At 35.3% G+C, this 15,225-nt stretch carries 14 protein-coding genes; 2 read left to right on the top strand and 12 right to left on the bottom strand.

Going from position 1 to position 15,225, the window contains the following annotated elements:
• Positions 1-17 precede the first annotated feature (17 nt).
• The 5 genes from SD1D_RS00815 to SD1D_RS00795 all read right to left on the bottom strand — a co-directional run bounded on the left by SD1D_RS00815 (position 18) and on the right by SD1D_RS00795 (position 6,237).
• Positions 18-1,073: an L-threonylcarbamoyladenylate synthase gene (locus SD1D_RS00815; RefSeq protein ID WP_058257167.1), complete on the bottom strand. Its 1,056-nt coding sequence runs from the start codon at positions 1,071-1,073 to the stop codon at positions 18-20.
• 149 nt (positions 1,074-1,222) lie between these two features.
• Positions 1,223-1,936 carry an N-acetylmuramoyl-L-alanine amidase gene (locus SD1D_RS00810; protein ID WP_058257166.1) on the bottom strand — a complete coding sequence of 238 codons (714 nt, stop codon included), beginning with the start codon at positions 1,934-1,936 and terminating at the stop codon, positions 1,223-1,225.
• A 135-nt stretch (positions 1,937-2,071) separates the two neighbouring features.
• Positions 2,072-3,775, bottom strand: coding sequence for a glycosyl hydrolase family 18 protein (locus SD1D_RS00805; protein ID WP_058257165.1), 1,704 nt, complete (start codon positions 3,773-3,775; stop codon positions 2,072-2,074).
• A gap of 393 nt (positions 3,776-4,168) precedes the next feature.
• Positions 4,169-4,891: a hypothetical protein gene (locus SD1D_RS00800; RefSeq protein ID WP_157893076.1), complete on the bottom strand. Its 723-nt coding sequence runs from the start codon at positions 4,889-4,891 to the stop codon at positions 4,169-4,171.
• Positions 4,867-6,237 (bottom strand): serine/threonine-protein kinase, encoded by a 1,371-nt coding sequence (locus SD1D_RS00795; protein WP_058257163.1) that lies wholly within the window; start codon positions 6,235-6,237, stop codon positions 4,867-4,869. The genes SD1D_RS00800 and SD1D_RS00795 overlap by 25 nt, the downstream gene beginning before the upstream one ends.
• A 300-nt stretch (positions 6,238-6,537) precedes the next feature.
• Between SD1D_RS00795 and SD1D_RS00790 the strand changes: the two genes are divergently transcribed.
• A complete protein-coding gene (locus tag SD1D_RS00790; protein ID WP_058257162.1) occupies positions 6,538-7,293 on the top strand; it encodes an adaptor protein MecA in 756 nt (251 codons plus the stop codon).
• A gap of 74 nt (positions 7,294-7,367) precedes the next feature.
• Here the strand turns inward: SD1D_RS00790 and SD1D_RS00785 are convergent, their stop codons facing one another.
• Entirely contained in the window at positions 7,368-7,568 is a 201-nt protein-coding gene (locus SD1D_RS00785; RefSeq protein WP_058257161.1) for a DUF1858 domain-containing protein, read from the bottom strand.
• 201 nt (positions 7,569-7,769) lie between these two features.
• Here SD1D_RS00785 and SD1D_RS00780 point away from each other — a divergent pair, with 201 nt between their 5' ends.
• Positions 7,770-7,937, top strand: a complete 168-nt coding sequence (locus tag SD1D_RS00780; RefSeq protein ID WP_058257160.1) for a DUF362 domain-containing protein — start codon at positions 7,770-7,772, stop codon at positions 7,935-7,937.
• Positions 7,938-8,031: 94 nt separating this feature from the next.
• Here the strand turns inward: SD1D_RS00780 and SD1D_RS00775 are convergent, their stop codons facing one another.
• From SD1D_RS00775 to SD1D_RS00750, 6 genes are all read right to left on the bottom strand, one after another.
• Positions 8,032-8,709, bottom strand: coding sequence for a helix-turn-helix domain-containing protein (locus SD1D_RS00775; protein ID WP_058257159.1), 678 nt, complete (start codon positions 8,707-8,709; stop codon positions 8,032-8,034).
• A gap of 220 nt (positions 8,710-8,929) precedes the next feature.
• Positions 8,930-10,258, bottom strand: a complete 1,329-nt coding sequence (gene dnaB / locus SD1D_RS00770) for a replicative DNA helicase (RefSeq protein WP_058257158.1) — start codon at positions 10,256-10,258, stop codon at positions 8,930-8,932.
• Positions 10,259-10,279: 21 nt separating this feature from the next.
• Positions 10,280-10,726 (bottom strand): 50S ribosomal protein L9, encoded by a 447-nt coding sequence (rplI, locus tag SD1D_RS00765; protein WP_058257157.1) that lies wholly within the window; start codon positions 10,724-10,726, stop codon positions 10,280-10,282.
• Between the two features lie 28 nt (positions 10,727-10,754).
• The gene (locus SD1D_RS00760; RefSeq protein ID WP_058257156.1) at positions 10,755-12,815 is read right to left on the bottom strand and encodes a DHH family phosphoesterase; all 2,061 of its coding nucleotides are present in this window, start codon (positions 12,813-12,815) and stop codon (positions 10,755-10,757) included.
• Positions 12,816-12,976: 161 nt separating this feature from the next.
• Positions 12,977-14,590 carry a xylulokinase gene (locus SD1D_RS00755; protein ID WP_058257155.1) on the bottom strand — a complete coding sequence of 538 codons (1,614 nt, stop codon included), beginning with the start codon at positions 14,588-14,590 and terminating at the stop codon, positions 12,977-12,979.
• A 57-nt stretch (positions 14,591-14,647) separates the two neighbouring features.
• Complete coding sequence (locus SD1D_RS00750; RefSeq protein ID WP_273232894.1) at positions 14,648-15,001, bottom strand: HAD hydrolase family protein; 354 nt, start codon at positions 14,999-15,001, stop codon at positions 14,648-14,650.
• Positions 15,002-15,225 lie beyond the last annotated feature (224 nt).

Raw genomic sequence — 15,225 nt, 5'->3', positions numbered from 1 at the left:
ACCTCCAAATTGCCATACTATAACTTTTCAACTCTATAGCCTGCCGCCTTCAATAATCTATTCATAATGGCCTGTCCTAGATTACCACCGGCAAAACTTTCAGAAAATATATAATCCGCATGGATTTCATCAAAATCCCTTAATACAGCATATAATCCGGCAGCTATGGAATCTTCCTCATTTCTTGAACCGATTGATTTTATTATTCCATATTTATATAGGCTCTTGGTTTCATCGGTAGCTATTATACCTACAGTTTTTCCTTCCTCTAGATACAATCTAGCCTTATTATTAATTGCAGTAGCTACATCTTGTATATTACCTTCATAAATAACAAGACAGCCTTCCGGTGCATAATGGCGGTATTTCATTCCAGGAGCCTTTGGGGCTATATTTTCATCCATAGTTTCCTTTGTTATAGCTTTATCATATTCCACAGATCCGATTACACTTTCAACCATAGATTTTGTAATGGAGCCGGGTCTGAGAATCATAGGTATATCACCTGACAAATCCACTATAGTAGATTCAAGGCCAAGGGTAGATTTACCCCCATCTATAATCATATCAATTTTACCATCTAGATCATCTATTACATGCTGTGCCCTTGTAGGGCTTGGTCTGCCGGATATATTTGCACTGGGAGCCGCAATAAATCCCCCTGAATATGCTATTACATCCCTTGCTATTTTGTTGGCCGGAAGCCTGATAGCCACAGTATCTAAACCTCCGGTGGTATTATAAGGGACTATTTCTTTTTTATTTAAAATTATGGTCAAGGGGCCAGGCCAGAAAGTCTCAGCTAACTTATAAGCCTCTCTAGGGATATCCCTTGCAATTAATTCCATATGTTTAGGATTTGCTATATGGACAATCAGGGGATTATCCGATGGCCTTCCCTTTGCTTCATAGATTTTTTTAGCAGCTTCAGGATTTAATGCATCGGCACCCAGCCCATATACTGTTTCAGTAGGAAATGCAACTAATCCTCCTCTTTGTAATATCTTGGCAGCCTTTTTAAGGTCATCCTCCCCAAGGGTGCCATTATCTGCTTTTTTAATAATTGTCATCATCCTATATTGTATACTCCTTATCCCAAAGAAGTCTTTGGGTTATCATTTAAAATCATTATATCTAAGGTGGATTATATCACTTTTCATCATATTTATCCATAGTTATCTTTGTATTACTTGCTTTAGATATATTAAATCTTCATAAAAAATTAGTTCTTATTTATATTCAAATATTTTAAAATGCCAAGGTGAATAGCCCAGGCCATTTTTTCCTGATAATCCTCGTCAACCAAAAGCTTAGCTTCTGTCCAATTGGACAGGTAACCACATTCAACTATAACCAAGGGACATAAGGTATGTTTAAGCATATAGTAATTGGTATTTGATTTTGCCTTTCTATGGTTTCCGTCATTTATTGTTTCTTTTATTTGCTCCTGCAATATGCCTGCAAGAACTCTTCCCTCTTCTGACTGGATATGATAAAAAACCTGTGCTCCCTTGACATTTTCTTGGCTAAAACTGTTTTGATGTATGCTTATAGCAAATGCAGCATCACTGTTATTAATAATTTCAACTCTTTTATTTAAATCTACCCGTTTTTTATTAGAATCCGTTTCTGAATATAAGCCTATATCTTCTGTCCTAGTCATAATTACATTAATATCGTTTTGCTCTAATAGGTCCTTAAGCTTTAATGCAATAGCCAAATTAACATCTTTTTCTAAAGCACCATTGACTCCCACCTTACCGGGGTCCCTACCTCCATGACCGGGATCAATCACTATGGTCACTTTGGTCTTTTCCCCTTCTATTTTATTTTCCTCAAAAAGATTTCTCATAACCTTAACCGATTTATCTGAGGATATTACCCGTGCAGCAAAAATTAATAAGAGAAATAAGATACTGAAATATTTTCTTTTCATTAAACATTCTTCCTACTTATGTTTCCCTAAATCTTATGACAGAAGTATCTATCTTATTCTTTCCTTTAAGCTTTAATGGCTGCTTTATGGTTTAATACCAAAAGCAGCCATCTGATTTTTGTAAATTAAATTGTCTTAGTCTAAATAACGTCCTATAATATCCCAGACTTTCTTTTCTTCTAAACCAAGCTTCCATGCACCAACACCGGCAACATCAGCTTCATAAATAACCTTCATTTTTTCTTCTATGGATTTTTCATTTTCTAACCATATCTTATAGACTGCTCCATCTTGTTTAAATTCACCATAATGGCTGCCATAACCATCATTCCATTTAGGTTCTACTCCTTTGTCTTCTAGTAGCTTAGCCGCAGATGCCATTGCCAAACTTTCACTAGATACACCGTCAGTAGTCTCCTTCCATAATCTCGTATAAAAAGGTATGGCGATTATAACCTTTTCCTTGGGAACTTCCTCTAAAGTGTTATTTACAGCATCACTTACAAATCCTAAGGAAGCAACAGGTCCTGCCACATCAGACCCGGCATAGTGCTCATCGTAGGCCATGATAATGACATAATCTAAAATCTCTCCCTGTTCTTTTAAATTATAATGTTTATTATAAGGGGCAGGAACATAATTATCCACCGACAATACGATACCATTATTTCTGCACTTAACAGACAACTCTCTTAAAAATTGGATATAATGCTCACCGGCTTCGGAAGGTATCTTTTCAAAATCTATATTAATTCCATTTACTTTATAATTTATTGCCGCTTCAATTAGGGCGTTGGATAATTTTTCCCGACGAGAAGTGTGAGACAGCAACTCATTCATATCAACTTCTTTATTAACATCAGCAATTAACGGCCACACTTGTAGTCCCAGGGATTTAGCTTTTTCTACATATTCACTGCTTGCCAAGGATGAAATTTCTCCTGTTTCGTCAATAATATCGAACCAAGTTGGAGATACCACATTTACTCCCTTAGTCTGACTGATTAATTCTTCAAGTTTCATACCGGCTTCATAGTTAAAAAATTGATGGAAGACCAAATTAATTTTATCATTCCTTAATTGGCTTGTATATTCCGGAGGCTCATAGGTACTTTCTATGGTTTTATAGTAGGAATCTTGTACATGTCTTTCCCTTACATAGCCTATAATACCTTCTTTGGTCATTACCTTGGCAAAACCTTTCCTGGGAGCATCTTCTTTAACCACATACATAAGCTCTTCCCCTACAGGAAGTTGGAGTAAGAGGGGGCTCTTTATATCCGGTTCGGATCTTAATTGGGTGTTTTTTGTAACCTTTGTGTAGAGATACTCTCCCCATAAATAATCTATTACAACTCGATTCGGCTCCTCATAACTGCGGTACTGTATATCCGAGTATTGATCTACAAAATCTAAGGCAATATATATATCATCATTGTATAACTTAAGTATTGGATAATCGGAAGTTGCTTCTGTTTTAATCATACTTTTTGTTACGAAATACTTGTTTCCCACTCCATCAACTTGAATAATTTCAGTGGGAGTAGTATAGGTCAATATATTTTCATTGTCATCCCAATAAAATCTATGATTAAAACAATTAACTACAGTTTCAAGATCAATATATACCATTCCATCTGCTATAATACCCGGTTTGTCGTGAATTTCATCTTGAAGGATAATTATCGCTTCTGTATCTTCAACCTTATAATAGTCTGTCAATAACATAACTTCATTACTGGGGGTCATGTTTTTAATCACAAACACACCGATTCCGGCGCCTATTAATAAAATAGCGATAATCATACCAACTATTGAAATTTTATTTTTTTTATCCATATCATCCTCCAATTATTTACTATTTGCATAAATTTGCATTTTCATCTCCCATTATAGCACTTTATTAGACACTCGTCATTAATAATTTTCGACTTAAAGCCTAATATATCGAACCAAAAATTAACGCCTTAAGAAATTTTCTCTTAAGGCGTTTACCAAACATCATTCTTTCTTTACTAATTACATAAAGCAGTAACTTAGACTAAATAATAAAGTATAGAGGGTTTTTAGATCCGGTCATACTTTTGTAATTAGCCAAGAACCTATACAAATACAGCTTTAGACTATTTACAACTGATTACCGATATAAGGTGCTATTTTTAATCTAATCGGATAAGAAGGTTAAATGTGATATGTTATACTTATCCTTTTTGCAGGTTACATATTGTACTATCAGTCAAATAGTTTATGAAACAAGGTAAAGCTCTCTTTTGATAAGTTTGTAAAATCTGATTCGAAGGGGATTTTAAAAAAGAATCTATCTGTTTCATCTTTCATACCCATAAGAACTCTTCGGTCTGCAAAGGGAATCATGTATATCCAGCTTTTACTACCTTTAATATTGTCTAAGGATTTTAGAAATGCTAGCATTTTGCTTAGATTCCAAACCCCATTATCTCCTATTATAACTTTTTTGTCGCATCGAATAAACTCCTCTTTAGAGGAAATAAAGTCTGTTCCAAAATCAAGGATATAACATTCATAGTCTTCAGAAAGAATATCTACAAGCTGCTTTTTTGTTACTTGTTTAAAGTAAGTAATATTATCAAGGCTAAAGGATTTTTCATCTTCCCGGCTCCATTCATAAGCTTCTTGAAGTCGTTGAAAATCCATATGGTTATTACATTCTAAGTAGGCTGTTTTAAATCCTTTTTCTGTAGCATAATAATAGGCTAAGAGCATGCCTGTGTATGTTACACCAACGCCTCGATTTACCCCTAATAAACCGATTGTTCTTATTGCTTCATAACTTTTATTAATCTGAAGTTTATTTAAAAGAATAGGCTTCTTTAGCCTATTCTTTTTAAGTATAGGCTTTTTATGTATATACTTTTTAACCATAGGCTTTGATTGTAGTAGGGGCCTTTTTATCAGGATATCACTCCTTCGAAACATAAATCAGCCAACTCTTTAAAAAAATCATGGCTAACTTTATCCTTAAATTTTGCAAATGGATTTGGTTCATAGGGTATACGAAGACAATTCCTAAATATCATGCTTTTTTGGGCTTGCCCAAACTGTCTTGTGTCAACATAATTAAATAGAAAAATAATATCTTTATATTCAGTTATAAGTTTTAATGCTTCCTCAGAAAATCCCAGTTCCCAATCCTTAGCCCCAAGTAGAAGAATTTTTACTTGAGATTTTAGATATTCCTCCTTGTTATCACTATCTAGGCTACCATAATCCTTGACAATTATATTATATTTTGATAAATCCATCACCTGTGCATAATCCATATTAACCATTGGGATGCTATTAATCTTAACTACACCTTTATTTTTCTTAAGGTTAAAATATCTTTTTTGAATCTTCCATAGACATCTGCTCTTATTATATTCAATATAAAGACATGATATATTCTTTTGAATTAAATAAGTGCAAAGACTAAATGATAAGTGGGTAGTTCCGATTCTAGGTTGTGATCCTGCAATCCCAATTTCTATGGATGATCCTTTCATTACTTTATAGTTTTTGTTATTCATAATTGCTGACAAATGTTTTTGTAATTGGGATACACAGGTATACCTTTGTGATGAATTATATCTAAGGCACCGGCTGATAATATGCTTAAGCTTTTTTGAGCAATTAGAAATATAATCAATATGTTTTATATCTTCCCGGCTCTTATAGGATAGTTTCCCTGTCACCATAAAATATAAGAGCATTCCTATTCCGTATATATCAGATTTTTCGTCCACCGGATGATTATTATATAGTTCAGGGGCTGCATATCCTATGGTACCGTAAAACTTGGTCTTGCTCTTAATCTCATCACGATAAATGGCACTACCAAAATCTATCAGCATAAGGGTTTTACCTGTTACCATAATATTCTCCGGCTTTAGGTCCAGATATAAAACAGGCCTTTTTACAGAATGGAGATAATGGATTAAATCACAAAGCTGCAGAGCGAAGCATATTATCATATCTTCACTGAGCGTATTCCTTTCCATGACATAATCTTTTAAAGTTACTCCTTCAAGATATTGCTCAATAATATAGGAACCTTCTTCATCTTCTTCAATATCATAAATTATAGGAATACATGAATGTTTTAGATCTTTTAATATTTGTGCTTCCTTAAGCTGTAACTTATATAAGGGATGATGTTTGGAGATGTACTTGATTGCTCGAAATGAATTTAATTTGATATGTTCTGCCAGATAAACCTTGGCGGTGCCTCCCTGGCCAAGAAGTTTTTGGATGCGGTATTTGCCAAACCATATTTCTTCTTGCATATTGTCCTTTCCAGCCAGCAATTTATGAATATGGATCATCTACATTAATTATAGTAATAATCTGGAAAAAGTGCAAGTTTTTTTTCCTATTTAATTTTACAAACTTTTATTACTTTTATGTACAATATCACAGTGATCTATTTTAATTTTATAATCAATTATAAAGCTTTATTAATAGAAAATTCACAACTTGCCGTATTGACTTTACTTACTTTTTAACTTATACTCTTTTTACACCAATGGTTCATTTTAGTCGTAACTAAAAGATCAGTCCTGTTAAAACAGAAAGGGGTGTACTCTATGAAGATAGAAAAGATTAGTGATAACCAGATTAGATGTACCTTGAATAAAAGTGATTTGATAGACAGAGAATTAAAGTTAAGCGAACTGGCCTATGGAACAGAAAAAGCTAAAGCCTTATTTCGGGATATGATTCAACAGGCCTTTTATGAGTTCGGTTTTGAAGTAGATGATATTCCTCTAATGATTGAAGCCATTCCTGTTTCAACAGAATGTTTAATATTGGTTATAACGAAGGTAGAGGATCCGGATGAATTGGATACCAGGTTTTCCAAATTCTCCTCCTTTAATACCCACGATTTTACCGATAAATCCGACGAAGATGATGTCTATGCCGATGAGATAATCAACACTTTTGAACACTTAAATGATTTCTCAGAGGATGCCGATGATAAACCTAAGGGCTTTATAGATATTCCTGACTCTTTAGATGATGATAAATCTAAGGTGAATATTCCCACTAATTTGACCAAGATTTATTCTTTCCGATCTCTTAAGGAGCTTACTAAACTAGCAAATGTTTTAGCGGGAATTTATAAGGGTAATAATACCCTTTATAAGGATCCGGCCACAGGAACTTATTATTTAGTCCTTAGCATTTCAAGTCATACTCCGGAAGAATTTAATAAAATCAGTAATATAATTTCTGAATTTGGTAAGGCAGAGCGTACAACTTATGCTAGTGTAAATTACTATGAAGAACATTATGAAATTATTGTTAAGGATCAAGCACTACAAATCCTGTCTGTCATGTAAAGGTCAAATAATTAAGCCATAATATTTAAAAGGACATACCGCTTTGGTATGTCCTTTTTAGAATTATTGCTATATTATTCTCCTGTTACAGCAGTGATTCTTTCCATAAGATCATCTGGATCTATTCCATGCACCATAGCAGCCTCCTCTAAGGTCTCTCCCTGTGCAGAAGGGCAACCAAGACAGTGCATTCCGATATCAAGAAGTACAGGAATAATATTCTGATCCATGGCAATTGCCTGTGCAATTGTCATATCCTTAGTAATCGTAGCCATATAATTACCTCCTTATAGTGGTTATATTATAAATAATTATAAACCAAATTGGGCTTGAATTTAGTAGCCTAGGCAACATTATATTCTATCCCATTTAATACGTCAAGAATATATTCTATATGTTTTTCCTCTTGCATATTTTATATACATATATTAAAATTAAATAGATTGTTAGAACTATAACTAAGGAGGTAATGTATAATGGCTCATACAATTAATGACGAGTGCATTAGCTGCGGTGCTTGCGCTGATCAGTGCCCTACTAGTGCAATTTCTGAAGGTGCTAACCATTTTGAAATTGATCCCGATACATGTGTAGATTGCGGAGCATGTGTAGACATCTGCCCTACCGGTTCAATTTCAGCATAGTAAGCATAGAAAAAGGTACAATGGTACATAAAAGAAGAGAGTTATGCAATGCCTACATGCTTAGGGCATGCAAAGCCCTCTTCTTTATTTATTTTTATATGTAGACCTTATTCTTTTTAAAAAATTTTGATTTCTTTCTTCTCCTGCCTTCATATGTAGCTGCAATTTGCATTCTACTTTTTTGATAATCTCTTAAAGTAGCATCAAATTTCCGATATCTTTCTTCTTCCCTTTCTTCTTGAAGCCTCATAAGATAATTCATTTCCTTAATAACATTACTTGTTACATTTGTGCTGATTTCCTCTGATAGCTGGGTATTGTTTTCTTTTAAAGCAGACATAACAATCTGATTCATAATCGCCTTAAACTGTTGCATTTTATCTTGATTTTCTGCCTTGATTTCATTATTTTCCTCACTGCTAACAATGCTTGTCCCTTCTTCTTGTTCAACTTCAAGATTATTGTCATCTTTCCACATATCAATCACCTTCCCATTTAGTTCATCTTTAAGCTTTACAATAGTCTGATTATCAAGAGATTCTAAATGCTCTAGATTAGCCAGAAGCATTTTTATCGCTTTAAGTTGATAGCCATGTTCTTTTAAAATTTTTATCTTCTTTAAGATTTCAATATCAGAATCTTTATAATACCTGTGCCCCATCTCATTCCTTTTAACAGGCAAATCTAATTCTTCCTCCCAATACCGTAATGTATGTGATTCTACCCCGACCCTTTTTGAAGCCTCTGAAATCATATACCTGATATCTCCCATTGATTATCCTCCATATAATTTTTAAGCCTCTTAAACTGTAATTATTTTCCACTTTCTACATTATAACATAGCAAACTTCAAATGCAATATATCTTCCTTATTTTCCCATATTATTTTATCGACAGAAAAAGGAGACACTTTTGTAAAGTCTCTCCTTTTCTACACAATCTGTTATTAATAATTAAATTTCTTCCACAATATGTAGGATACTAGCATATTGTTATCTTTCTAAATTAGCAAACTTGGTATATTGTGACTGCCAAGCCAGTTTTACAGTTCCGGTAGGACCGTTACGCTGTTTTCCTATTATAATTTCTGAAACCCCCGGCTCCTGTGTATCATGGTTATAATAATCATCACGATAAATAAACATTACAACGTCAGCATCTTGCTCGATAGCCCCGGATTCTCTTAAGTCTGATAACATAGGTCTTTTATCTGGCCGCTGCTCAACCGCACGGCTTAACTGAGATAGGGCAATAACCGGTACATTAATCTCTCTTGCCAGAGACTTTAATGAACGGGATATTTCAGATATTTCCTGCTGTCTTGACTCAGACCGTTTACTTCCGGTCATTAACTGTAGATAGTCAATGATAACTAAGCCAAGATTTTTCTCTAGTTTTAGCTTTCGGCATTTGGACCTAAGCTCGCTTACAGAAATAGCGGATGTATCATCTATAACTAGATCGGAATTACCGATAATCCTAGCACTTTCCATTAAGCTGGCCCACTCATCTGCAGACAAATTACCTGTCCTAATATTTTGGGAGTCTACCCTGGAATTCATAGCCAACAAACGCTTTACCAATTGATCCTGTGACATTTCCAAGCTAAAAATAGCCGTTGTAATATTTGAACGCAGAGCCACATATTCGGCAATATTTAAAGCAAAAGCTGTCTTACCCATGGAGGGTCTGGCCGCTATTAAGATTAAATCAGAAGGCTGCAGTCCTGCTGTTTTATAATCCAAGTCATAAAAACCTGTAGCAATACCGGTAACACTTCCCTGATTCTTAGAGGCTGCTTCAATACTATCTATGGAACGCAGTACAACATCTTTAATATCGGTAAATTCCTTTGTTCCCCGATTTTGAACAATGTCAAATACTTGTTTTTCTGTTTTTTCAAGAATAACATCCAGTTTTTCTTTATCAAGATAGCAGTCATTTGCAGTTTCTTCCGCAACCTTAATAAGCCTTCTAAGAACTGCCTTTTCTTTGACAATCTGTGCATAATACTTTACATTAGCGGAGGTGGGAACCGTGGATACTAAATCTCTAATATACTCCAAACTGCTTAACTGTGGCGGAACATCCATTTCCTTTAACCTGTTTTGTAAAGTAATCAAATCTACCGGTTTTCCTTCATTAAATAATTCCAGCATGGTGTCAAACAGTATGCCAAGCTGTGGGTCATAAAAATCGCTGCTGCTAATTATTTCTGAGGCTAAGGTAATGGCCTCTTTGTCCATAATCATGGAGCCGATGACCGACTGCTCAGCCTCCATACTATGGGGAAGTATCTTTTTTATAAAAGCTTCATCCATTGGTAATCCCCCTTAGTTAAGTTACACTGCTTCGACTACAACCTTAATACTTGCAGTAACCTTTGGATGTAATTTTACTCCTACAGTAAATGTTCCCGCACTTTTAATAGGTTCAGAAAGTTGGATTTTCTTCCTGTCCAAATTAAAGCCTGCCTGCTCATTTAAGGCATTTGCAATCTCCTTTGTGGAAATTGACCCGAAAGTTTTTCCACCCTCACCGGCCTTTAAGGTTAAATTAACTTTAACTGCCTCTAGTTGACTTGCCAATTGTCTGGCTTCCTCTAACAACTCTTTCTGCCTTTTTTCCTCGGCCTGCTTTTGTAACTTTAAGTCATGAAGATTTTGCTTTGTTGCTTCTATACCAAGCTTCTTTGGTAAAATAAAATTTCTTGCATAACCGTCACTAACTTTAACAACATCACCTTTTTTTCCTAGGTTCTTAACATCTTCAATTAAAATAACTTCCATTTAACTAACTCCTCTCAATAATCTATAATCAAATTTCGCCCTCTTTCACCATGGTGTCAAGGACTTCCTTAAGCATAATTATTGCCTCTTCTATAGTGCAATTTTCCAACTGACTGCCTGCAACACTAAGATGGCCGCCACCGCCTAATTTTTCCATAATAACTTGGACGTTGACTTCGTCTATGGATCTGGCACTGATATATATTTTGTTGTTGAATTCTGTAAAAACAAAAGAGGCTTTCATATTAGCAATATTTAAAAGGTCATTGGCCACCTGGGCCCCTAAGACCGTCGGGCTGTCCACATCTGCACCGGCACAAACCGCTATGGCATAGTAATCAAGATAAACCTCTGTGCTGCTGATGGCATCTGCCTTAATCTTAAATTCAAGGAAATCACTCCTAAATATTTTGCGAAGCCTGGTTACGTCTGCTCCGTTTCTTCTAAGATATGCGGCAGCTTCAAAGGTTCTTACTCCGGCTTTTGTTAAGAAATTATTAGTATCAATCATTATACCGGCATAAAGGGCATCAGCCTCTACCGACCGTAATTTTAAATTGCCGCCGATATATTGTAGTATCTCAGCAATCATTTCACAGGTTGAAGAAGCATAAGGCTCTATATAGGACAAAGCGGCATTATCAATAGCTTCATCAGTCTGCCTATGGTGGTCAAATATAATAATAGTTCTGGCATAATGAAGCAGTTCCTTACATTCCAATAAACTGGGACGGTTAACATCCACAATTACAAGTAATGTATTGGCATCTACAACTTCTTTTGCCTGCTCATTTTGTATAAATAAATCATCCTCATAATCAGGATTATCTATAAAACGATTAATCATAGGCCTTAGGGCAGTTGTTATCTCGTTAATTACTATATGGACTTTTTTATTAAATGTCTTTCCAATCCTATAAACGCCAATGGCTGCACCAAAGGAATCCACATCCCCAATAGCATGTCCCATAACAACTATCTTATCCTTGCCCTCTACAAACTCACGGAATGCATGGGCTTTAACCCTGGCTTTAACTCTGGTGGTTTTCTCAACCTGAATACTCTTGCCCCCATAGTAGGAAATCTTATCCCCATCTTTAATAATAGCCTGGTCGCCCCCTCTGCCTAGGGCAAGATCAATGGCAGCTCTGGCATATTCATATCCTGTAATATAGCTGTCAGCATTTACTCCAAGTCCTATACTTATAGTAACGGACATCTCATTGCCTATATTTACATTTCTGACTTCTTCTAGAATGGAGAATTTTGTATTCTGTAAAACAGATAAGTATTTTTGCTTAAATACAAAAATAAACTTATCCTTTTCCAACTTCTTTATAACTGCATCTATGTTCTGCATATATTTATTTATTTTTCTATCTACCAAAGCAGTAAGTAAGGAGCGTCTTACTTCATCGATACTGTCTAGGGCTTCATCATAATTATCAATATATAATAATCCTACAACCAATCTTTGCTCTTTATTTTCTTTCTTCAGAGCAATAATCTCTGTCTCATCAAACAAATACATGGCAATTAGAGCATTATTTGTATCCCAAGCCTTTTCAGGTTCGGAAAAATTCCAGTTAACATCTTCGTCAAAACTGGGAGCTATAACTTTACGAAGCACAACCCTATAACTTCGATTATTTAAATTTATATCTAAAATTTCATCTTTTTCTGCTTTAGGGAGAATATCCTCTGTTATCTCAGGGATTATGTTTGAGATAAAACGATTAATAGCCTTCTTCCCCTCAAGCAAGTCCATAAATTCATTATTACCCCATTGAAGTCTTCCATCAATATCAAGTAGGGCATAAGGAACTGCCATTTCTTTTAAGAGGCGTTTTTGCACCTGTGCAAAATCCATGGCATAGCGGACAAGCTCAGTATTAATCTGATGGCGCTTAAAATAAAATACTGAAAGAGCCAATAAAAAATAAACTAATATAAAGGCAGACATAACATAACCGGCATTTTTGTCAATGGCATATATACTTATGTTCATAAATAACAAAATCACGGTTAGATAAATCGGCCATAACAGGTAACCTTTTAATGAACTATTTAGTCTTAATTTCTTACCCATATATTTATACTCCTTTTTGAATAAAGAGCTCTTATTATAACTTATTAGTCTATATATTATAGCATTTATTGTCCGCTATTTAAAGATTAATTTAAAATAATGTAAAAAGGCCACTGCCACTAATGACAATAGCCTTTATATCTTTATAAATATCTGTTTTATTATCTAAGCACTTCTACGGCTTTCTGCTCAATAGCCAGTCCCTTAGTATATCTTTTCATAAACTGCTCGAAACCTTCTACATCATTTTTATCAGGCTTTATGGTAATACCTAAATCATCCGCAAATACTTTGTTAGCCAGGTAGCTATCCAATGTTTCATCTTTTTTCTTATACAGCATATAAGCTGCCAGCAGAGCTATTCCCCAAGCTCCACCTTCTCCGGCAGTTTCCATAACTGTAACCGGTGAATTCATAGCTGCTGCCAATATTCTTTGGCCTACACCCTTAGTTTTAAATAAACCTCCGTGGCCCAGTACCCTGTCCACTTTAACTTGTTCTTCTTTATATAGAATATCCATACCGGTCTTTAAAGCTCCCAAGGCCGTAAACAGATGAACTCTCATAAAATTAGCTAAATTAAAATTAGAATCAGGCATCCTTACAAACAAGGGTCTTCCTTCTGATAAATGAGTAATATGTTCCCCTGCATAATAACCATAGGAAAGTAGACCTCCGCAGTCTATATCCCCTTCAAGGGCCTTATTATACAAGACCGAATACAGTTTAGATATATCCGGCTTAATTTCCATTGACTCTAAAAATTCACCAAATAAAGAAACCCAGGCATCTAAATCCGTGGTACAGTTGTTGCTATGGGCCATGGCAACAGGGTCTCCTGCCGGTGTCATAACAAGATCTATTTCCTTATGTACCTTGGAAAGCTCATCCTCTAGCACCACCATGGCAAAGACACTGGTTCCGGCTGATACATTACAGGTTCTTTTAGCCACACAATTAGTTGCAGTCATTCCGGTTCCCGCATCTCCTTCAGGGGGACAAAGGGGGATTCCTGCTTTTAAATTACCTGTAGGGTCTAGAAGTCTGGCACCTTCCTCTGTTAATCTTCCTGCCTCCTTACCCGCAACCAAAACTTTAGGTAAAATTTCTTTTAACTTCCAAGGGAGATTTTCTTGGGCAAGCAGCTCATCAAACTGTGTAAGCATTTTTTCATTAAAATCTTTGGTTTGCAAATTTATAGGAAACATTCCGGAGGCATCACCGATACCTAGAACCTTACATCCGGTCATTTTCCAGTGTATATAACCTGATAGGGTAACCAGATAATCTATATCAGAGACATGTTCTTCTCCATTTAGAATTGCCTGATACAGATGAGCAACACTCCACCTTTGGGGAATATTATACTGAAAAAGTTCAGTTAATTTATCGGAGGCTTGCCCGGTTATGGTGTTTCTCCAAGTACGAAAAGGAGCCAGTAACTTACCCTCTTTATTAAAAGCCATATAGCCGTGCATCATGGCACTAAAGCCCATGGCACCGACAGTAGTTATATCAAGGCCGTACCGGCTTTTTACTTGATTTGCCATATCACGGTAGCTTCCTTGCAATCCTTTCCAGATATCCTCTAAATCATATGTCCATACATTGTCAATATATTTATTCTCCCAATCGTAATTACCTATGGCGATTGGTTTATGATTTTCATCTACCAATACAGTTTTTATCCTTGTTGAACCAAGTTCTATTCCTAAAATAGTCCGCCCATCTTTAATAGCTTCTTTTCTTGCATTTATTACATTAATATCAGCCATGCATATTCACTCCATTCACACTTATTTCCCTGCCTACAATATAGAGTAGATCTTTTATTATGTATTTAAAACCCATCTTTCGATGGCATGTGCTACTCCGTCCTCATCATTACTATCAGTCACCCCGTCGGCAACTTTAATAATTTCAGGAGCCGCATTAGCCATGGCAATACCTAAGCCGGCTGTTTCAATCATGGTAATATCATTATCGCTATCACCTAAGGCCATTACTTGATTTATATTTAAATTTAGATATTTGGCCAATGCTTTTAAGCCATTCCCTTTATTGCCTCCCTTTCGGTTTAGTTCCAGGTTTCTATCAAGAGAACTGCTTACTTCAACAAAAGGCAAGCTCTCCAAGTCCGCCCTTGCCCTCATGCGTTCATTCATATCAGCAAAGAGGAGTACGATTAATGTCGTTTTATTTTACTGCAAAATTTACATTTGGAACGTGCCAATTACAATTATAATTGTCATATAGGGGTTTGTCAACAGCAAATTTTATCTTACATTTGGACTTTTTGTATAATTACTTAATGTAAATACTCGTTTTTTTATTTATATCGCTAGGTAAAACCAGTGTTTTTAGCTGTTGACAATTGCAAAAACAAAATATATAATGAAATTACCATTTG

It is taken from the genome of Herbinix luporum, from assembly GCF_900070325.1.
Lineage (GTDB): Bacteria > Bacillota > Clostridia > Lachnospirales > Lachnospiraceae > Mobilitalea > Mobilitalea luporum.
The sequence above is the reverse complement of the archived record's forward strand: the minus strand, read 5'-3'. Positions and strand labels throughout refer to the sequence as shown.